Below are 19429 nucleotides of genomic sequence, written 5' to 3' on the forward strand. Positions count from 1 at the left end.
TGTCAAAATCTAAAAATCAAAAATGGCAGAATACAAATTATTGCTTCCTTCCATGGGAGAAGGTGTTATGGAAGCGACAATTATCACTTGGTTATTCAATGAAGGTGATAACGTAAAGGAGGATGACTCCGTAGTAGAAATTGCAACAGATAAAGTAGATTCAGACGTACCGACACCAGTTTCGGGGAAAATTGTAAAAATTTTAAAGCAAAAAGATGAAGTTGCAAAAGTAGGTGAAGCCATTGCTATTTTAGAAATTGAAGGAGAAGGTACAGCTTCAGAAGAAGTAAAAACTGAAACTCCAACGGCTGCTCCGGATGCTGAAACTTTAAAAGCGATTGAAGAGCCATTGCAAACAGTAGCTGTTTCAAACGTAGAATTCTCAGGAGATCTTTATCTGTCTCCACTTGTAAAATCTATCGCACAACAGGAAAAAATTTCTGAAACTGAACTGAAATCTATCAAAGGAAGCGGTTTGGAAGGAAGAATTACCAAAGAAGATATATTAGCTTATGTTGCCAGCAGAGGAAGCCAGCCAGCTCAGCAGGCCGCTCCGGTACAGACAGCTTCTGCTCCACAACCGGCAGTATCAGCTCCGGCAGCTACTATTCCGGTAAGTGCAGGTGATGAGATCATTCCAATGGACAGAATGAGAAAAATCATCGCTGAAAACATGGTGAAAGCAAAACAAATTGCCCCACACGTTACTTCTTTCATTGAAACAGACGTTACCAACGTCGTAAAATGGAGAAATAAAAACAAAGCTGTATTCGAAAAACGTGAAGGTGAAAAACTGACTTTCATGCCTATTTTCGTAAAAGCGGTAGTGAAGGCAATCCAGGATTTCCCAATGATCAATGTTTCTGTAAATGGTGAAAACATCATCAAAAAGAAAAACATCAACATCGGTATGGCTACTGCCCTTCCGGACGGAAACCTTATCGTTCCTGTGATCAAAAATGCAGATCAGTTATCTCTTTCAGGGCTTGCAAAAGCAATCAATGACTTAGCTTACAGAGCAAGAAACAAGAAATTGAGACCAGAAGATACTCAAGGGGCTACGTACACAATTTCTAACGTAGGAAGTTTCGGAAACCTTATGGGAACACCGATCATCCCCCAGCCTCAGGTAGCTATTTTAGCCATCGGAGCAATCGTTAAGAAACCTGCAGTTCTTGAAACAGCTGACGGAGACGTAATTGCTATCAGAAACTTAATGTTTATGTCTCACTCTTATGATCACAGAGTGGTAGACGGTTCTCTGGGAGGAATGATGCTGAAGCACGTTCACGACTACCTTGAAAACTGGGATCTGAACACAGAAATATAAGTAATGAGAATCAGTAATAAGTAATTTTTGCTGATTTTAAATACTAAACCTTCGATGTAATCGGAGGTTTTTTTTGTTTTTATTAATTAGACTCATAAAAACTCATAAGATTAAAAAACAAACAAAACAAACAATAAAAATTCAATAAAAACAATTTTTATTTATTAATTTGATAATTTAACACTTAAATATTTTTTGGAAGTTTAAGGTATTAGTATTAATTTTAAAACAAATATTATTTGAAATAGATACTCATTATATTATAGAAGATCACGTATTTTTACATCTCTAAACTGACAAATGCTGAAAATTTTCGTCCTCATAAAAAGATCCCTCAAAAATTCCTTCGATAATATCCGGAACGAACAGCTGAAGCATAATCTGCTTCAGGCCATTCCCTTTTGGATAGGATCTGTAATTACAGGCTTTTTTGCTGTGATGTACGCACAGGTATTTGCATGGGGCGAACATCTGATGAATTTCATTTTCGACTGGCACGCATGGATGATCTTTATTATTGCACCTGTTGGATTTGTACTTTCCTGGTGGCTGGTGAAAGAATTTGCGCCGAATGCCAAAGGAAGCGGGATTCCTCAGGTGATGGCGGCTGTAGAACTGGCCAATCCGAAAGAACATAGGAAAATCCGGAATCTTTTAAGTATTAAGATTATATTTTTCAAAATCCTTTCCTCCGTTATTCTGGCCATCGGAGGAGGTGCTGTAGGACGTGAAGGACCTACCATTCAGATTGCCGGCTCTGTTTTCAGAAAAGTGAATGAATACCTTCCCGAATGGTGGCCAAAGATTTCCAAAAAAAATATGATTATGACAGGAGCGGCAGCAGGACTTGCAGCAGCGTTCAATACTCCGTTGGGAGGAATTGTTTTCGCTGTGGAAGAGCTGTCAAAAACTCATATTAATTACTTCAAAACAGCCTTATTTACAGCAGTAATCATTGCAGGTCTTACCGCTCAAACATTAGCGGGATCTTATTTATATCTCGGCTATCCTAAAACCAATGATGTTTCTTTAATGATGATGTTTCCTATTATACTGGTAGCTGCCACTGCCGGCATTCTGGCAAGCCAGCTATCCGTCACCATGCTTACAATCAATAGCTGGAAGAAGAAAAAACTGAAAACAGATAAAGCCAACGTGGTCTTTCTGATCATTTGTGCCTTAATTATTGCTTCCATCGCTTATTTCATCAACAGAGAAGTTCTGGGATCAGGAAAAGAAATCATGGAGCGGGTTCTTTTTACCAAAGACAAGCATGAAGACTGGTATGTTCCCATTCTGAGAATGCTGGGTCCTGCCCTTTCCTTTACTTCCGGAGGTGCCGGCGGAATTTTTGCTCCGGCTCTTACTGCGGGAGCAAGTATAGGTTCTGTTATTTCAGGAATTATTCATTTAACACCCAACGAAACCAATGTGGTGATTCTGGGCGGAATGGTTGCTTTCCTTACCGGAATTACAAGAGCCCCGTTTACTTCAGCGATTATTGTGCTGGAAATGACAGACAGACATTCATTGATATTCCACCTTATGCTTGCCGGAATGGTTTCTTCTATTGCTTCCATCCTGGTAAGCAGACATTCTTTGTATGATGTTTTGAAGGTGAATTTTTTAACGGAGTTGAGAGAAAAGGATTAAAGAAATTTACTCTTTTTTCAACATAATTTTTAAATCTTTCATAGCTTCCAGTACACTTTCGGCAGCTTCATAGTTTGTCATTTTAATGACCAGTTTGCTTAATTCCTTTTCGGTATTCTTTATTTTGTACGTTACAATATTTAAAAAGAATACATTATCCTTCCTTTTAGAAATATTATGAAACGCTACAACTTTGGCCATATCCCATAAGTCACCTTCATTTACAATACGTCCTTTTGCATTCACTGAATTAATTTTAATATTATTTTCTTCAAATGCAGCCTGCAGCGTCAAACTACTTCTATCCCGATCAACCCCAAATTCATTGATTTTGGAAACGATAAGATCTTTAGCTTCATCAACCGTTTTATATTTCCCTAAAACATCTGTCTTACCATTATTGTATGATATTTGAAAAACTTCAGATTTATCAATAGCGTGAGTAGGCCCATCCAAATTATCCAATTCTTTGTAAGTGATATTGGAAGTTCCTATTTCTATAAGTTTAACATCAAGTGAAGTCCCGTTTTTCATGGAAATTTTGTCCTGAGAATAGCAAACAACGCCCATTAAGAGTAATGACAAGATATACAATTTAGTTTTCATACATTAAAAGTTTTTCAGATCACTAAAATACAAAAAATAGATTTCATATTTATTCCCTGACCAACAACTACCAACTATTTCACCAATCCTCTTGCATATAAGAAATATATTTTCTACTTTTGCACCTCGAAATAATTAACAAATTTTTTAACATTATGAACAATTACGAAACTGTTTTCATTTTAACTCCCGTTCTATCTGAGGCACAGGTAGAGGAAGCAGTGAACAAGTATGTAGATCTAATCAAAGAAAAGAACTGCGAAATCGTTGCTAAAGAAAACTGGGGATTAAAAAAATTAGCTTACCCGATTCAATTGAAAAAGAATGGGTTCTATACTTTAATCGAATTTAAAGGAGAAGGTACTGTAGTTGCTGATTTAGAATTAGCATTTAAGCGTGACGAAAGAGTAATCCGTTACCTTACTACAAAACTTGACAAGCACGCTGTAGAGTACGCTGTAACAAGAAGAGCTAAAGTAAAAGCAGCTAAAGCTTAATTATTAACCCTATTTTTTAAAAAAGACAAGACATGGCAATAGATGAAATGGCTAAACAAGCCTCAGCAGGAGGAGAATCAGAAGTAAAATTCCTTACTCCGCTTGATATCAATACAAAATCTGAAAAGAAATATTGTAGATTCAAAAAATACGGAATTAAGCACGTTGATTACAAAGATGCTGATTTCTTATTACAGTTTGTAAACGAGCAAGGTAAAATTTTACCAAGAAGATACACTGGAACTTCTTTAAAATACCAAAGAAAAGTTTCTGCTGCTATCAAAAGAGCAAGACACCTTGCTTTACTACCATACGTAGCTGACTTATTGAAATAAGACAAAAATAAATAAGAGAAGAGGTTTTTCCTCTTCTTTTGTTGCTGAATACATCATTAATTCTAACTTGATTTTAGATACAACCTAAAATCTATAAAAGGACAACAACAATGGAAATTATCCTAAAAAAAGACGTAGAAAACTTAGGACTTGAGTTTGATACAGTAAACGTAAAGCCAGGTTATGCTAGAAACTTCTTAATTCCTCAAGGAATTGCTCTTTTAGCTACACCTAAAAACAAAGCTGCTTTAGAAGCTACATTAGAAGCTAGAAAAGAAGAAGAAGCTAAATTAATCGCTGCTGCTAACGCTGTAGTTGAGCAATTGAAGAAAACTTCTATCACGATCCCTGCAAAAGTAGGTGCTGGTGACAAATTATTCGGATCTATCAACAATGCTGATTTATCTGCTGCTTTAGAAAAAGCTGGTGTTTCTGTAGAGAAAAAATACATCAAAATTCCTGGTAACACGATCAAGAGAACTGGTAAATTCGCAGCTCTTATCAGACTTCACAGAAATGTTGAGTACAACTACGAGTTTGATATCGTATCTGATGCTCCAGTGGAAGCAGCTCCTAAAAAAGAAGAAGCTAAAACTGAAGAAGCTTAATAAGCAACTGAGAATTTCTCACAATACAAGACCACTTCAATTTATTGAGGTGGTTTTTTTATTGAACTACCCCGTCTTTTTGCTTTGCAAAAATCCACCCCTTCAAGGAAGGGGAATATAGGAAATCTTAACTGTTATTATTCGCTAAATTATCTTTTTAACAACCCTGTAGTAAGAACAGGTAGGAAAATCTTTTTCCACACTATAAACCCTTACCTCGCACCCCGTAACCCGAATCTCAAACTCTCAAACCCTCAAACCCTCAAACTCACTACTTATCCCCTCTCAATTTATGCTGATACTCCGTAGGTGCCATTCCGATTACCTTTTTGAAGATATTACTGAAAGACGAAAGGCTGTTGTACCCTACCATCATGGCAATCTCATACATATTGTATTTTCCTTCCAGCATCAGTTCAAGGGAACGGGTAATTCGTAACGCTCTCAGAAAGCGAACGTAATTCATGCCCAGAATCTCTTTAAATTTCCTGGAAAGCGTTCTTGTACTCATTCCGAATTCTTTTGCCGTAGATTCAATTGTGAGGGGTTTCTCAAGGTTAGCATGAATATATCTTGCAATCTTCAGCAATGTTTCATCTTTTGGGAAAGGATGCTGTATCGGAAATGCCAGATGTTTATGTTTCTTTTCCTGTAAAACTCCTTTAAGAGCTTTGAGAAAATAATATTTTGAGGTATCATTTTTTGTGATTTTCCCATCCCAGTCTTTAGTAAAGAAAATCATCTCACGAAGGAGATTATTGACAGAATAAATATTGATTTCATCAAAAAAGCCACTTTCATTTTCTTCTTTCTTAAAATAAAAGTTATACAAATCAACCTTGGGGCTGGTTGAAAAAATATAATGCGGTGTACCGGCAGGAATCCACATAAAGCATCTGGCAGGAAGATACCAGTGTTTCTGATCCGTGAAAACATGCACAATACCGCCTTCTGCATAGACTAATTGTGCTGAACTGTGATAATGAATCTCTGTGGTAACATTTCCTGTGAGCACATGATAGATGTAAAATTCGGCATCATCTTCTTCTACCGCTTTAAAATGGCTGTCGTTCATACTCTAAAGGTAAGAAGAATTTTTAAATTGGCGTAAATGAGCAAATATTTTTCTGTTTTCACAAATAGGGTCTGTAGCATCTCATCGTAACTTTGCTGCATCAAAATCATTTTAGCAAAAATCCTTTAATTAATTTATGAATATCATATTGAACGCATGCCGGTATATGTGCATTGCGTTGTGCTTATTATTGAGCAGTTTTTTACATTCACAGATGATCGATTACCAGCATCTCGGCCTACAGCAAGCTGTAGAGATTGGTTTGAAAAACAACAAAAACATACAGATCAGTCATCTGAAACAGGAAATGTCCGTGACCAAAGAGAAAGATCTCAAGATGGAGAAACTCCCGGACATTGAATTTCATACAAGCTATAATCAGGTAACTAACCTTTTCCAGCATCAGAATGGTGTATTTAATAAAGCCACCAAGTATGATGTAATCAATGGAATGTATGATTTTACATTATCAGCATCGATCCCGGTTTATATGGGAGGGAAAATCAAAAATACAGAAAGGAAAGCGGCTATTGACACTGAAATTTCTGCTTTAAAAACCCATCTCGATGAGAGACAGCTTAAAATGACCATCATTACGGCTTTTCTACAGATCCATCATTTAAAAGAGCAGCAGAGTCTTATTAATGATAAAATGAAGGAAGATTCCGTCAATATCAAGCAGGTAAAAGCATTGAAAGCTAATGGTGTTGTAACTGTCAATGAAGTCTTAAGAACTTCTTTACAACTTTCCAATCATAAAATGAGCTGGACGGAACTGGATAACGATATTCAGATTGCAGAGCACAAACTGAAAACAATTCTTTCGCTTCCGGAAAATCAGGAAATGCACGTCAATACAGAAGATCTTATTTCAGACAATGCTGCCATTCCTTATGTTGATGAGCTTACAGAAACAGCCTTAAACAAAAATGAGTCTGTTGAAATCACCCATAAGAATCTTTCTCTTAAGGAGCTCGATCAAAAGATTACCAAAGCGAATTATTTACCCAAAATTACCGCTGGCGGAGAATATTTTTTAAAGTATCCGAACATGATGTTTTTCCCTCCGGAACCTTATGCGTATCGTTTGGGAATGGTGGGGGTAAATCTTACCTATCCTATCGAGAATCTGTACAAAAATAAATACAGAATGCAGGAAGCACGGGAAAATATTGATCTTGCCAAACTTCAGATTGAAGAAAACGAGGAAAATGTAAGACACAATGTTTATGAGGCTTATAAAAAGTTTGAAGAGACAGACCAGAAGGTAAAAATTGCTGAAGAAGCGATTAAACAGGCTAAGGAAAACTACCGCATTGTAAGAACAAAATATGCCAATAAGCTAAGTCTTATCACAGAACTGATAGACGCAGACAATGCTTATCTGGAAGCTGAATCTAATCTTATTTCCGTTAAAATTAACAGACAACTTAAATACTACCAACTCCAATATACGATTGGAAACTTATAAAAACTATGGCACAGAAACAACTGACACAAAAGGAAAAAAGAATCAACAAGTCCATTACTTTACTGGCCTGGATTCTAATCATCAGCGGAATCACGGGAATGATCAGTTTTTATCTTTTTTCGAGAAAGAATGTGACAACCAATGATGCACAGATCGAGCAATATATTACGCCTGTATCCAGCAAGGTATCAGGTTTCATCAAAACGATACGGTTTAACGAAAACCAGTTTGTACATAAAGGTGATACATTAATCGTCATTGACAACAGAGAGTTTGTGAATCAGGTACAGATGGCTGAGGCCAATCTTCACGCTAACACAGCAACCATCAGCACCATTGAAAGCGGTGTCAGCACCAAAGAAAGTGATACAAAGATTATTGATGCTAAAATTGCCTCTGCAAAAATTGATATCTGGAGAACGGAGCAGGATTTTAAAAGATATAAAAACCTTTTGGCAGAAGATGCTGCTACCGAACAGGAATTTGAGAATGTAAAGGCTTCTTATGAACAGTCAAAAGCCAATCTTTTAGCATTGGAACAACAGAAAAATGCCGTAAAAGCCGGAGCGAACGAACAACAAACGAAAGTAGCCCCTGTAAAAAGCCAGATCCAGCAGAGTTCTGCCAGTCTTAACAATGCTAAGCTTTATCTTTCTTATACCGTAATTACTGCTCCTTATGACGGATGGGTAGGAAAGAAGACCATTCAGGAAGGGCAGTTGATTAAAGAAGGCCAGGCCTTGGTACAGATAGTCAGCAAAGAGAAATGGATCATTGCCAATTACAAAGAAACACAACTTGGACAGATTGATCAGAGCAAGGAAGTAATTATTACTGCGGATGCTTATCCCGATGTTGAGTTTAAAGGGAAAATTCTTTCCGTTTCTCCTGCATCAGGTTCTCAGTTTTCTTTGGTAAAACCGGATAATGCCACCGGAAATTTTGTGAAAATAGAACAAAGATTTCCTGTAAAAATTATTCTGGATAATAACAAAAACAATGAAAAGCTGCTTTCCGGAATGAATGTTCTGGTGAGCGCGAAGAAGATTTAAGTTTGAGAGTGGGAGTGTTTGAGAGTATTAGAGTATTAGTGTATAAAATATTCGGTTTAATTTAATTTTCAAATTCTCCCAATTTCAAATTTTCAAATTAAATTATTTTTTTAGCGAAAAGGCAAACCGCAAAATAGCAAATCTGCCAATTTTTTCTTCAAGCATATTGGCCGTTTTACCTTTTACTTTTACACCCTTTTGCCCTTGTCTTTTCGCGTTTTTCAAACACAACTCAATAGCAATTTGCTATTTTGTTTTTTAGCTTAATGCTTCTAAAAATTATGCAGCACAATTCAGTTTATCATAAATGGGTACCACAATGGCTGAAACTGCCACTTCTTATACTGGCATTGTTTCCCCACCTGATGTTGTTGTCGCTTTTACATTCTAACAGCGCCTTCACATCTTCTTTTATGGATGTAGATTCAGATGACATCCAGTATTTAATGATTTTGATGTACGGGACATTTGTGGTTACCCTTTTAGTATTACAGAGGTTTATGGCCTATTTCAGCGTGAAATACTATGTTTTGCTGATGGCCTCGATTTCGGTGATTATTCTTTATATTTTATCAGTCACCAATGATTATCATGTTATATTGGTGATCCGGTTTTTGGAAGGAATTTTCGGTTTGTTGGAAGGTGCCATTTTCCTGCCTTTAATTATCGCAGAATTAAAAACAAAGCACGCCAAAGTCTTAGCATATCTTTTTATGTATACGATTATGCTGACCGGAGGAACTATTACGACTTCCCTGTTAAAATCAAGTATTGAAGATTATGATTTCCAACATATGGTTCTGATGATGGTCTACTTCCATGTGTTTGTATTGATCATCGGTATTGCTCTGTTCAACAGAAACCGGTTTTTTCCTAAAAAACCTTTGTATCAATTGGATATTACAAGCTGGTTTCTTCTTTGGGTATGCCTGCAGGCTGGCGGCTATGCCATTATTTATGGTAAAAGACTGATGTGGTTCGAGTCTGATACCATTATCATGTGTCTGTTTATATTTCTTCTTTCCGGAGGCTTATTTATGTTGAAACAAAGAAATTCCAAGAGACCGTTGTTCCATTTCGAAGTTTTCAGTTCCAAAAATGTCATTGTGGGAATGATCCTGTTTTTCATTTTTTATCTGATCCGTTCCGGGTTGAATAATGTCTACAGCATCATGGCTACCGTATGGAAATGGCCATGGGATTATATTGTGAACATCCAGTACTGGAATGTGGCAGGAACTCTTTTGGGTATTTTGTTATCAGGAATCTGTCTGGTTCGGGGAATTTCCTCAAGGATTGTTTTCTTTACAGGATTTCTTTTACTGGCCATAGATTGTGCCTGGTTTACCTATACTTTTTATCCTGATACTACCCTTTCTACCATCTGTCCGCCCTTATTTCTGCAGGGAGTCGCTCAGGGATTATTATTTACGCCGCTTGTTTTCTTTTTAATTTCAGGAACACCGGAAGAATATGTGTCCAATGCTACTGCGCTGGGAACAACCACCCGTTTCTGGACAACCGCTATCGGTTATGCTTTGATGCAAAATCTGATGTTATTTTTAACACTAAAACATTCCGACAGTCTTAGCGCTAATCTCACAGATACGAATCCTGTCTTCTATAATCAGTGGAGTCAAATCTTTGGAGCCAATATTTCCAAACTACCGGTTAACGATTCTTTATCCATGACAGCCGGTGCTTTTAAAGCTAAAATAACAGCTCAGTCAATTCTACTTTCCAATATGGAAATTTTCACGGGTCTGTTCTGGCTGGCTCTTATTACTGCAATTGGGCTGCTGTTGTATCATCCTGTAAAAATAGCGGTACGAAATATTATGTAGAATTACTCGCCCCAAAAAGACCACACAGTTCCATTGAAAACTGCTAATTGCTTTTTCTGGGTATCATAAACCATCATGCCGGCTGCAGGAGAAATAATATTGAGATGAGGAGAAGCTACTTTCGGTAAAATCATGGCTTTATTATTATCCTCGAGCACCAGAATTCCTGAAACGGAAGATGGTGTTCCTACGGAAACTTTTGCATCAGGCTGATCTGCCAGACTATCCTGCAGACTTGTATCAGCAATACCTGTTGTATCTACGGAAAGATCTTTCCAAAGGTTATTCTGATACACTTTCACCTTCATATCCGAAGTATCAAAAACCAGAGTACCATTCACAGGATTCTGAATGTCCGAGGTATTAGTTACCCAGGGAAGAACAAGCCCACGGTTCTCACTCCCGAATTCAATAGATGATGAAGCTGATTCTAAAACAGTTTTCCCTAAAGCAACCTGTGCATTCAAAATTCCGGAAGCTGTTATTATAATGATTAAGGATATTTTTTTCATAACTATTCAGTTTTTGGTTAATCCGGGCAGGTTTGGGTATTGAAACATTTCCAGCCTGCAGCTGTTCCGTCAGTATTAACCTGCAGACAATTTTGTGTGGTATTGTAAACCATCATTCCTTCTTTAAGATCTGCCTGTGGAATGGCTGCTACCTGAGCATCAGTAAGTCTGTTAAGAACAAAACCTTTATTTTTTGATTCCAGTACAGCCCACGCTCCTTTTCGTACACCCGGCCAGTTGTTTCCTCCTTTATCTGCCCTGCTTAATGAAGTAATTCCAAAATCCGTAGAAAGAACAGTTCCTGCTGTAACTGCAGGTTTATAACAAGGTACAGTCCCTTGAATCGTAACAGTTACCGTTGCCGTGTCACAATTTGACGGGGAAGCGGTCTGACAGATCTGATAGACTAAAGTATAATTGCCTGGAGGAGTTCCCGGAGCTACCAGAATATGTCCATCCGTAATATTCAATGAAATATTGGGATTTGAGGTGGATACCTGAGATAAAATAACATTGGAAAGGGTTGCCTGTGCTCCGCCATACGTTTCAAAGTCGTTATCCAGTACAATTCCCACAGAAGATCCTCCTGCAGCAATAGTATAGGTATCATCTACTGCCATTGGAGGAAAATCTCCATTAATGGCGGGACAAAATCCGGGATTAATGATCAGAGGCGCACTACAGCTGTTGGTAGAAGCGCAATCATAGGTAACATTCGTCAGAAAACTTGGATTACTGTTCATGAAAACCGTGCCTGGGTCAGAAACACCTGTTGTTCTTCTGAAATCAAGATTGGGCCCCACAGCCACATTTCCCACCTGAATAGGATTTTGCAACACTATATATCCTTTTTTTGTGGATGAAGCAGGTCCCTGAATGGCAGCATTTCCCCCTTGATACTGGTTCAGCGCCAGTTCTCCTTCATTATAAATAACAGCATCAGCAGGGGCATTATTGATATTTCCCGTAGAGGTAAAAAGTCCAAAATTAAAAATTTCGCTGCTGCTTCCGGACAAATTAATATCTCCCCCAACTGTAAAAATTCCAGTATTGATAATTTTACCGCCATTAATATTAAATCCGTTCTGAGAGATAATGGTTCCACAATTGACATACACACTCTGTTCGTTATTCCCGTAATTACCACCAATAAATATCAATCCGCCTCCTTCGTTCCGGAATAAAGTGGTAGCAGAGCTGCTCATATTCAGGTTGCCGTTAATATTCAGATTTCCAAAATTATCAATCTTATTGGTGGAATTATCCCCTAATTGCAAAACTCCCATTTCTATAAGTCCTTCATTGACAATTTCATTGATCTGTCCGTCTATGGTGAGATTTCCATTCCCTCCACCTACTGCTATATTCCCGGTATTATAAACATGAACGTTGAGATTAGCAACACTCGTTATGGTCTGATTAAAATTGAGTGTTCCATGCACTTCAAGGCTTACAGGAGCATTTGCCGCTCCGCTTATACTATTCTGAAACTGCAAGGTAACACCGGAAGCAATACAAATCTTAGCATTTGTCCCGAACGTCGGATTATTGAATGTCATATCGGAAGTAAAGCAGACTGTTGTATTATCAGGAAAATGATAATTGGGATCGGTAGGGTTTTGAACACCGCAGCCTGTACATTGTGCGTAACTGAAATAATAAAAAAATAAAGGGAATAAATAGAGTAACTTTCTCATCCTTAAATTTAATATAAATAAAACTACAAAATTTTTATCACCAAATAATGATTTTTATAATATTTATCATTAAATTAATTAAAAAATAATATAAAATGATTTTATTTAGATCGATATTTAATTATTATTAATAAATTTCCAACCTATACGATCCTGAAAATAAGAACGTTCAATATTATAAAAGTCACCGATGGAAATTGAGAGTATCCTACTGAAGCAAAGAGATTTTTTCAAAACACAACAAACCAAAAGCCTTGCTTTCCGGAAAATGTATCTTGAAAAGCTTAAAAACCTTATTATTTTTCATGAAAATATGCTGTATGAGGCTATTAACAAGGATTTTGGAAAATCAAAATTTGACACCTTCACCACAGAATTGTCTTTTATTCTGAATGATATTAATTATTATATCAAAAATTTAAAATCCCTTTCAAAGCCTAAAAAAGTCAGAACCAATCTTGTCAACCAACTGGGAAGCAGTAAAATTTACGCTGACCCGCTTGGCTGTGTACTCGTCATCGGAGCCTGGAATTATCCTTATCAGCTATCACTTTCTCCCATTATTGCAGCAATGGCTGCCGGAAACTGCTGTATTCTGAAGCCTAGTGAAATAGCAGAGAATACAATGAAAGCAATGGCAGCAATCATTAATGAAAACTTTCCGCCTGAATACCTGTATGTGTATGAAGGTGGTATTGATGAAACCACAGCTCTTTTAAAACTAAGGTTTGATAAAATATTCTTTACCGGAAGCACGAAAGTCGGAAAGATTGTTTACAAGGCAGCTGCAGAGCATCTAACCCCTGTAACCCTGGAACTGGGTGGAAAATCTCCGGCTATTGTTACAAAAAATGCCAATCTCGAAATGGCTGCCAAAAGAATTGTGTGGGGAAAATTCCTCAATGCCGGACAAACGTGTGTAGCTCCAGATTATCTGTTAGTGGAAGAAACTATTCAGGAACAGTTTCTGGAAATGTTGAGAAAATACATCAAAGAATTCAAATATAGTCAGGATTCTGAACAATACACAAGAATTATCAACCAAAGGAATTTTCAGCGCCTTATACATCTTATCAATAAAGAAAAAATCTATTCAGGAGGAAATTTTGATGAAGAAAAACTCTATATAGAACCCACTATTCTGAATCATATAGACTGGAATGATGACATTATGCAGGAAGAAATTTTCGGACCTCTCCTGCCTGTCATCAGTTTTCAAAATTACAATGCAGCTCTTAATTCTGTTTTAGAACTTGAAAAACCGCTGGCCGCTTATCTTTTTACCAATGATTCGGAAGAAAAAGAAAACTTCACCCGTAAATTGTCGTTTGGAGGAGGCTGTATCAATGACACCGTGATGCATTTAAGCAATGATCATCTTCCTTTTGGAGGCGTAGGCAATTCAGGAATTGGGAATTATCATGGAAAATATGGTTTCGAAACCTTTTCACACCCAAAAGCAGTTCTTGAAAAAGCAACCTGGGGAGAACCGAATATCAAATATCCGCCTTATTCAGAGAAAAAATTAAGCTGGATAAAGAAATTAATGTAATGCTGAAGGTTATATTTGTACAGATTTAACTATTTGTATTATAACATATCTATAAATCAATGCATAAAAATAAAAACTGCCTCATTTCTGAAGCAGTTTTATATTTTTATCCTTTCTTTGGGGCCCAGGTAGTAAAGAATTCTTTTACTTTTTCTTTACTGTACCCTTTTCCTTCTTCCAGAACATCACTTTGCTGAACCTTAATCATTTTCCCATCCTTATCCAAAACGATAAAAACAGGATAACCAAATTTTTCACCCGGATTTCCATACTGGGCAAAAACCTTTTCATTCTTATTGTCCGGAGAAAAGTTCAGATGGTAGTATACATAATTCTTATCTACTAATTCCTTCAGTTCAGGAGTAGTCTGTACGTAATTATTAAAACGAAGACACCAGATACACCAGTTTCCACCAGCCTGGATCATCACATTCTTTCCTTCTTTCTTAGCTTGAGCAACCAGTTTATTAATATCAGCCTGAGCATCTGCTTTTGGGTCATAAGGTTTAGGAAGCTTAGCCTTTTCTTCAGCTGCCTTTTTCTGAGCCTCTAATTTTGCCTGTTCTGCAGGCACTATAAGAGCTGTTTTTTGTTTTCCGTTATCAGGCGAATTCTTTACTTCTTGTGAAAAAGCAAAAGCACTTAATCCCAGAGAAGCGAATATTATCAATTTTTTCATAATATAAAAGTAAAAAAAATAACATATATCCCTCAGCAAAAATAGAACCATAATTTTATTATCACTAAATTTGCGTGTTTTATGAATTTTCTAATCAAAATATTATTCCTGATCTCAAAGCTTCCGCTGAAAATACTCTATGTTTTTTCGGATGTTATCTTCTTCCTGAATTATTATATTGTGGGATACAGAAAAGAGGTTATTACTCAAAACCTTAGAAACTCTTTTCCGGATAAATCTGAAGAAGAAATTAAAAAGATCCGAAAGAAATTCTACCTTAATTTTTCAGATTATCTGGTAGAAACGATTAAATCTTTCAGCATTTCTGAAACAGAATCCAGAGTGAGAATGCAGCACATCAATCAGCATTTATTTCACGAAGCTAAAGAAGAAGGTAAAAATATTATTCTTTTGGCAGGTCATGTTTTCAATTGGGAATGGATCAATGCACTGGCAAGAATTATTCCTCAGGCACACTGCCATCCCGTTTACAGAAAAGTAAACAGTGATTTCTGGGAAAATCAGATGAAGAAAGTCCGGAACAAATTTGGAAACGAAGCATTGGAAGCCAATGAGGTTATTCTGAATATTTTCAGATCTAAAAACAACGGTGACTCAGCGTATATGTTTGTCGCTGACCAAACGCCTCACCACGCTCATGTCACTTACGGATTAGAATTTCTAAATCAACGTACTCCTGCTTTTATAGGCTATGACAGGCTTGCCACAAGAATGGACCTTGTGTTCATCTATTGTGAAATGAAAAAGGTAAAACGGGGTTATTATCAGGTTAATTATCACAGAATATATCCGGATGGTGAAAAGTTTACAGAAAATGAGGTCGTGAGAAAATTTCATAAATTACTGGAAAACACTTTACATAAACATCCTGACAACTACCTTTGGTCACATAGAAAATGGAAATATCAGGACTCTATCAAAAATTTTGATTCCGAAAAAAAATAGGTTGACATGCAGAAAAAACTGGCAATTGCCATCTTAAACTGGAATGGCAGAAACTGGCTTGAGAAATTTCTTCCGGGTGTAGTTCAATTTTCTCAGAATGCGGACATCTATGTGATAGACAATCTTTCTACGGATGATTCTGTTGAGTTTCTACAAAAGAATTTTCCCACAGTACATATTATTAAAAATGATAAGAACTATGGGTTTGCAGGCGGCTATAATGAAGGACTGAAATCCATCAGACATGAATATTACTGTCTTCTCAATTCCGACGTAGAAGTTACTGAGAACTGGACAGAACCTGTGTTGGAATTGTTAGAAAACAATCCAGCTATATCCGCAGTACAGCCCAAAATTTTATCTTTTCATAACAGAAGTTATTTCGAATTTGCCGGAGCTGCCGGCGGATTGATTGACAACCTTGGATATCCATATTGCAGGGGAAGGGTTTTCGATGACCTGGAAGAAGATAAAGGCCAGTATAATGACGAAACGGAGATCTTCTGGGCATCAGGATGCTGCTTTTTTATCCGTTCAAAAGATTTTTGGGAGCAGAATGGTTTTGATGCCAGATTTTTTGCTCACCAGGAGGAAATTGATCTTTGCTGGAGGCTTATTAATTCAGGAAAAAAGATTTATTATACAGGAAACTCCAAAGTTTATCATGTAGGCGGTGGAACGCTCAACAAGCAGAGTGCACAGAAGACTTATTTAAATATGAGAAACAATCTTTCTATGCTGCTTAAAAATCTTCCCTTTTCACAGGTAATCTGGGTGATTTTTTTCAGATTATGTTTAGATGGCATTGCCGGAGTGTATTTTGGAATTAAGTATGGCATTTCCCACCTGTGGGCTGTATTGAGAGCTCACTTTGCGTTTTATGGTCACATTCCGGGAACTTGGAAACTTCGTCAAAGCCATCAGAAGAAGGTTTTTTATCAATCAAAATGGCTGATTTTTAAGCATTTTTTAGGTGGCAGATGAGAGGTTATAGGTTGCAGGTCATAGAGATTAGGGATTAGGGATTGGTTGAAAATTACGACTTTCTTACATATCATGAACTAAGGATTTATTAAGTAAAAATTTATAACTTTAATTAACCTTAAACTTTAAACTTTAAACTTTAAACCTTAAACTTTGAACCTTAAACCAGAGAACCAGCAACAAAAGACAACCCCGCAATAAATTATAATTTTAAGACAATGGATTTTTGTGCAATAGATTTTGAAACGGCAACACACGAGAAAAGTTCAGCGTGTGAGATGGGGATTTGTATCGTACAGGATTCTAAAATTGTAGAAACAAAGACCTGGCTGATAAAACCTCCGAGTTTTCCCTATTTCAGTAAATTCAACGTTGCGGTGCATGGAATTCAGCCGGAGGATGTAAAAGACGCCCCTACCTTTGATGAAATATGGTATGAAGCTCAGGATATGATGTACGGAAGTCTTATGATTGCTCATAATGCAGGGTTTGACGCCTCTGTTTTAAGGGGATGCCTGCAGCATTACGGAATGTTTACTCCCAACTTGAACTATCTTTGCAGTATTCAGCTTGCAAAAAAATCATGGAATTATCTTCCGAAATATGGGCTGAAGCCATTAGCAGAATATCATCAAATTGATTTTACCCATCACAGAGCAGGAGCTGATGCGGAGGTATGTGCCAAAATATCTTTACTGGCATTTGAAAAACTCTTCCTCACCAGTAATGATGAAGTAAATGAGTATATGAAAGCAAAAATTAAAAAGCTTTAGTTATCTACAAACAATAGAACCCGGGTTCTTTGTAAAAACTTGTACTTTCTGACAGGACATCTATTATTAATTACTCAACACTTCAGACAACAGATTGAATTTTGGAATATCAATTTCAAAAGTTTCCTGTGTCTCCATGTTTTTAACCAGGTATTTTCCGCTCATATTTCCTACTCCGGAACGAAGCATCACATTGGAAAAATAAGCAAAATTTTCATTGGTTCCTATCTCGGGAGTCAATCCGATCACTCCGTCGCCTATAATTTCTGTGTACCCGAATCCCACATCAAAAATCAACCATTTTCTTTTCAATACTTTGATAGGAAAGCTTCCGTCATTTTCTATCGTGATATTGTATTTAAAAACGTAACGGTTTTCGGAAGGATAACTGTTTTTACTATCATATTCAGGTATTACTGAAACTTTGATATTGGAAGTCATTTTTGAAAACATCATGTAGTATTTTCTTAATAAATACAAAAATCTCGCCTTTTTTAAGGCGAGATCATATATTATGTTATAATTTTATTAAAAACTATAATCCAAGGCCTTTTCTTTCGTCACCACCCATTAGAATTTCAACAGGGTTGTCGATACCTTCTTTTACCGCTACAAGGAATCCTACAGATTCTTTACCATCGATAATTCTGTGGTCATAAGACATAGCTACATACATCATTGGTCTGATTACTACCTGTCCGTCAACAGCAACCGGTCTCTGGATGATGTTGTGCATTCCTAAGATTGCAGATTGCGGAGGGTTGATGATTGGTGTAGACATCATAGATCCGAAAGTACCACCGTTTGTAATGGTGAAAGTACCACCAGTCATTTCGTCAACTGTAATTTTACCATCTCTTACTTTAGTAGCAAGATCTTTGATGTTTGCTTCAACAGCGCTGAAAGACATGTTTTCTGCATTTCTCAATACAGGAACCATTAATCCTTTAGGACCTGAAACCGCAATTGAAATATCGCAGAAATCATAGTTTACTTTGAAATCACCATCGATAGATGCGTTTACATCAGGATACATTTGCAATGCTCTTGTAACAGCCTTTGTGAAGAAAGACATGAAACCAAGTCCCACTCCGTGTTTCTGAGCAAATTCTTCTTTATATAGTTTTCTCAATCTGAAGATTTCAGACATGTCAACTTCGTTGAAAGTAGTTAACATCGCTGTCTCATTCTTCACAGAAACTAATCTCTGAGCAATTTTTCTTCTTAAAACTGAAAGTTTAGTAGTCGTAGTAGATCTTGAACCTGTTGCAGTAAGAGGGCTTCCTCCTAATGCTGGTACTGCTGCTAATTCAGCATCAGTTTTAGTAATTCTTCCGTCTCTTCCTGTTCCTGAAACCTGAGCAGCATCCATTCCTTTTTCATCAAGGATTTTCTTAGCAGCCGGAGATGGAGCTCCTGTTGCATAAGTTTGTGGTGCAGCTACCGGCGCAGCAGGTTTTGGAGCTTCCTGTTTAGCAGGTTCAGCAGCTTTCGGAGCTTCTTCCTGTTTTGGAGCTTCAGCAGCAGGTGCAGCACCTTCCGGCTTTTTAGCATCCATATCAATTAAACAAACTACCTGACCTACTTGTACCACATCACCTTCTTCTGCTTTTAAAGTGATTACACCACTTTGTTCTGCAGGCAATTCAAGAGTTGCTTTATCTGAATCCACTTCGGCGATAGGTTGATCTTTTTCTACATAATCACCATCTTTTACAAGCCAAGTTGCAATTTCAACTTCTGTAATTGATTCGCCCGGTGAAGGAACTTTCATTTCTAAAACTGACATATCGAG

19 protein-coding genes are annotated in these 19429 nt (G+C 37.1%); 12 read left to right on the plus strand and 7 right to left on the minus strand.

The window, feature by feature from the left end; genetic code table 11:
- Positions 1 to 22: 22 nt before the first annotated feature.
- Both JNG87_RS20320 and JNG87_RS20325 read left to right on the plus strand, forming a co-directional pair.
- On the plus strand, positions 23 to 1330 hold the full coding sequence (locus JNG87_RS20320) for a dihydrolipoamide acetyltransferase family protein (protein ID WP_202840704.1): 1308 nt from the start codon (positions 23 to 25) through the stop codon (positions 1328 to 1330).
- Positions 1331 to 1630: 300 nt separating this feature from the next.
- Positions 1631 to 2983, plus strand: coding sequence for a chloride channel protein (locus tag JNG87_RS20325; protein ID WP_202840705.1), 1353 nt, complete (start codon positions 1631 to 1633; stop codon positions 2981 to 2983).
- Between the two features lie 6 nt (positions 2984 to 2989).
- Here the strand turns inward: JNG87_RS20325 and JNG87_RS20330 are convergent, their stop codons facing one another.
- Positions 2990 to 3589, minus strand: coding sequence for a hypothetical protein (locus tag JNG87_RS20330; protein WP_202840706.1), 600 nt, complete (start codon positions 3587 to 3589; stop codon positions 2990 to 2992).
- Positions 3590 to 3744: 155 nt separating this feature from the next.
- Between JNG87_RS20330 and rpsF the strand changes: the two genes are divergently transcribed.
- The 3 genes from rpsF to rplI all read left to right on the plus strand — a co-directional run bounded on the left by rpsF (position 3745) and on the right by rplI (position 5029).
- Positions 3745 to 4086 (plus strand): 30S ribosomal protein S6, encoded by a 342-nt coding sequence (gene rpsF, locus JNG87_RS20335; RefSeq protein WP_034695444.1) that lies wholly within the window; start codon positions 3745 to 3747, stop codon positions 4084 to 4086.
- A 32-nt stretch (positions 4087 to 4118) separates the two neighbouring features.
- On the plus strand, positions 4119 to 4421 hold the full coding sequence (gene rpsR, locus JNG87_RS20340) for a 30S ribosomal protein S18 (protein WP_002979091.1): 303 nt from the start codon (positions 4119 to 4121) through the stop codon (positions 4419 to 4421).
- 110 nt (positions 4422 to 4531) lie between these two features.
- The gene (gene rplI / locus JNG87_RS20345) at positions 4532 to 5029 is read left to right on the plus strand and encodes a 50S ribosomal protein L9 (RefSeq protein ID WP_047429787.1); all 498 of its coding nucleotides are present in this window, start codon (positions 4532 to 4534) and stop codon (positions 5027 to 5029) included.
- Positions 5030 to 5300: 271 nt separating this feature from the next.
- Here the strand turns inward: rplI and JNG87_RS20350 are convergent, their stop codons facing one another.
- Positions 5301 to 6104 (minus strand): helix-turn-helix domain-containing protein, encoded by an 804-nt coding sequence (locus JNG87_RS20350; RefSeq protein ID WP_202840707.1) that lies wholly within the window; start codon positions 6102 to 6104, stop codon positions 5301 to 5303.
- 136 nt (positions 6105 to 6240) lie between these two features.
- Between JNG87_RS20350 and JNG87_RS20355 the strand changes: the two genes are divergently transcribed.
- The 3 genes from JNG87_RS20355 to JNG87_RS20365 all read left to right on the plus strand — a co-directional run bounded on the left by JNG87_RS20355 (position 6241) and on the right by JNG87_RS20365 (position 10471).
- Complete coding sequence (locus JNG87_RS20355) at positions 6241 to 7575, plus strand: TolC family protein (protein WP_238349632.1); 1335 nt, start codon at positions 6241 to 6243, stop codon at positions 7573 to 7575.
- A gap of 5 nt (positions 7576 to 7580) precedes the next feature.
- Positions 7581 to 8627, plus strand: coding sequence for an HlyD family secretion protein (locus JNG87_RS20360; protein ID WP_202840708.1), 1047 nt, complete (start codon positions 7581 to 7583; stop codon positions 8625 to 8627).
- Positions 8628 to 8908: 281 nt separating this feature from the next.
- Positions 8909 to 10471 carry an MFS transporter gene (locus tag JNG87_RS20365; RefSeq protein ID WP_202840710.1) on the plus strand — a complete coding sequence of 521 codons (1563 nt, stop codon included), beginning with the start codon at positions 8909 to 8911 and terminating at the stop codon, positions 10469 to 10471.
- A gap of 2 nt (positions 10472 to 10473) precedes the next feature.
- Here the strand turns inward: JNG87_RS20365 and JNG87_RS20370 are convergent, their stop codons facing one another.
- Together JNG87_RS20370 and JNG87_RS20375 are read right to left on the minus strand one after the other, a co-directional pair.
- Positions 10474 to 10983, minus strand: coding sequence for a hypothetical protein (locus JNG87_RS20370; protein ID WP_202840711.1), 510 nt, complete (start codon positions 10981 to 10983; stop codon positions 10474 to 10476).
- Positions 10984 to 11000: 17 nt separating this feature from the next.
- Positions 11001 to 12680 (minus strand): hypothetical protein, encoded by a 1680-nt coding sequence (locus JNG87_RS20375; protein WP_202840713.1) that lies wholly within the window; start codon positions 12678 to 12680, stop codon positions 11001 to 11003.
- Positions 12681 to 12870: 190 nt separating this feature from the next.
- On the opposite strand from JNG87_RS20375, the gene JNG87_RS20380 reads away from it, so the two are divergent.
- Complete coding sequence (locus tag JNG87_RS20380) at positions 12871 to 14232, plus strand: aldehyde dehydrogenase (RefSeq protein WP_202840715.1); 1362 nt, start codon at positions 12871 to 12873, stop codon at positions 14230 to 14232.
- Between the two features lie 106 nt (positions 14233 to 14338).
- Here the strand turns inward: JNG87_RS20380 and JNG87_RS20385 are convergent, their stop codons facing one another.
- Positions 14339 to 14911: a thioredoxin family protein gene (locus JNG87_RS20385; RefSeq protein WP_202840716.1), complete on the minus strand. Its 573-nt coding sequence runs from the start codon at positions 14909 to 14911 to the stop codon at positions 14339 to 14341.
- A gap of 81 nt (positions 14912 to 14992) precedes the next feature.
- Between JNG87_RS20385 and JNG87_RS20390 the strand changes: the two genes are divergently transcribed.
- The 3 genes from JNG87_RS20390 to JNG87_RS20400 all read left to right on the plus strand — a co-directional run bounded on the left by JNG87_RS20390 (position 14993) and on the right by JNG87_RS20400 (position 17634).
- Entirely contained in the window at positions 14993 to 15877 is an 885-nt protein-coding gene (locus JNG87_RS20390) for a lysophospholipid acyltransferase family protein (protein WP_202840717.1), read from the plus strand.
- 6 nt (positions 15878 to 15883) lie between these two features.
- Positions 15884 to 16861 carry a glycosyltransferase family 2 protein gene (locus JNG87_RS20395; protein WP_202840718.1) on the plus strand — a complete coding sequence of 326 codons (978 nt, stop codon included), beginning with the start codon at positions 15884 to 15886 and terminating at the stop codon, positions 16859 to 16861.
- A 218-nt stretch (positions 16862 to 17079) separates the two neighbouring features.
- Positions 17080 to 17634 (plus strand): 3'-5' exonuclease, encoded by a 555-nt coding sequence (locus JNG87_RS20400; RefSeq protein ID WP_202840719.1) that lies wholly within the window; start codon positions 17080 to 17082, stop codon positions 17632 to 17634.
- Between the two features lie 66 nt (positions 17635 to 17700).
- Here the strand turns inward: JNG87_RS20400 and apaG are convergent, their stop codons facing one another.
- Positions 17701 to 18090 carry a Co2+/Mg2+ efflux protein ApaG gene (gene apaG, locus JNG87_RS20405; protein WP_062675055.1) on the minus strand — a complete coding sequence of 130 codons (390 nt, stop codon included), beginning with the start codon at positions 18088 to 18090 and terminating at the stop codon, positions 17701 to 17703.
- A 79-nt stretch (positions 18091 to 18169) separates the two neighbouring features.
- Positions 18170 to 19423: a 2-oxoglutarate dehydrogenase complex dihydrolipoyllysine-residue succinyltransferase gene (odhB, locus tag JNG87_RS20410; RefSeq protein ID WP_110010291.1), complete on the minus strand. Its 1254-nt coding sequence runs from the start codon at positions 19421 to 19423 to the stop codon at positions 18170 to 18172.
- Positions 19424 to 19429: the final 6 nt, after the last annotated feature.

Origin of the sequence: Chryseobacterium cucumeris, from assembly GCF_016775705.1 — a bacterium.
Taxonomy (GTDB): domain Bacteria; phylum Bacteroidota; class Bacteroidia; order Flavobacteriales; family Weeksellaceae; genus Chryseobacterium; species Chryseobacterium cupriresistens.

Bases quoted from the DNA above. Each gene is read 5' to 3' on its own strand.
- JNG87_RS20320 (WP_202840704.1), top strand. From the start codon at position 23: ATGGCAGAATACAAATTATTGCTTCCTTCCATGGGAGAAGGTGTTATG.
- JNG87_RS20325 (WP_202840705.1), top strand. From the start codon at position 1,631: ATGCTGAAAATTTTCGTCCTCATAAAAAGATCCCTCAAAAATTCCTTC.
- JNG87_RS20330 (WP_202840706.1), bottom strand. From the start codon at position 3,589: ATGAAAACTAAATTGTATATCTTGTCATTACTCTTAATGGGCGTTGTT.
- rpsF (WP_034695444.1), top strand. From the start codon at position 3,745: ATGAACAATTACGAAACTGTTTTCATTTTAACTCCCGTTCTATCTGAG.
- rpsR (WP_002979091.1), top strand. From the start codon at position 4,119: ATGGCAATAGATGAAATGGCTAAACAAGCCTCAGCAGGAGGAGAATCA.
- rplI (WP_047429787.1), top strand. From the start codon at position 4,532: ATGGAAATTATCCTAAAAAAAGACGTAGAAAACTTAGGACTTGAGTTT.
- JNG87_RS20350 (WP_202840707.1), bottom strand. From the start codon at position 6,104: ATGAACGACAGCCATTTTAAAGCGGTAGAAGAAGATGATGCCGAATTT.
- JNG87_RS20355 (WP_238349632.1), top strand. From the start codon at position 6,241: ATGAATATCATATTGAACGCATGCCGGTATATGTGCATTGCGTTGTGC.
- JNG87_RS20360 (WP_202840708.1), top strand. From the start codon at position 7,581: ATGGCACAGAAACAACTGACACAAAAGGAAAAAAGAATCAACAAGTCC.
- JNG87_RS20365 (WP_202840710.1), top strand. From the start codon at position 8,909: ATGCAGCACAATTCAGTTTATCATAAATGGGTACCACAATGGCTGAAA.
- JNG87_RS20370 (WP_202840711.1), bottom strand. From the start codon at position 10,983: ATGAAAAAAATATCCTTAATCATTATAATAACAGCTTCCGGAATTTTG.
- JNG87_RS20375 (WP_202840713.1), bottom strand. From the start codon at position 12,680: ATGAGAAAGTTACTCTATTTATTCCCTTTATTTTTTTATTATTTCAGT.
- JNG87_RS20380 (WP_202840715.1), top strand. From the start codon at position 12,871: ATGGAAATTGAGAGTATCCTACTGAAGCAAAGAGATTTTTTCAAAACA.
- JNG87_RS20385 (WP_202840716.1), bottom strand. From the start codon at position 14,911: ATGAAAAAATTGATAATATTCGCTTCTCTGGGATTAAGTGCTTTTGCT.
- JNG87_RS20390 (WP_202840717.1), top strand. From the start codon at position 14,993: ATGAATTTTCTAATCAAAATATTATTCCTGATCTCAAAGCTTCCGCTG.
- JNG87_RS20395 (WP_202840718.1), top strand. From the start codon at position 15,884: ATGCAGAAAAAACTGGCAATTGCCATCTTAAACTGGAATGGCAGAAAC.
- JNG87_RS20400 (WP_202840719.1), top strand. From the start codon at position 17,080: ATGGATTTTTGTGCAATAGATTTTGAAACGGCAACACACGAGAAAAGT.
- apaG (WP_062675055.1), bottom strand. From the start codon at position 18,090: ATGATGTTTTCAAAAATGACTTCCAATATCAAAGTTTCAGTAATACCT.
- odhB (WP_110010291.1), bottom strand. From the start codon at position 19,423: ATGTCAGTTTTAGAAATGAAAGTTCCTTCACCGGGCGAATCAATTACA.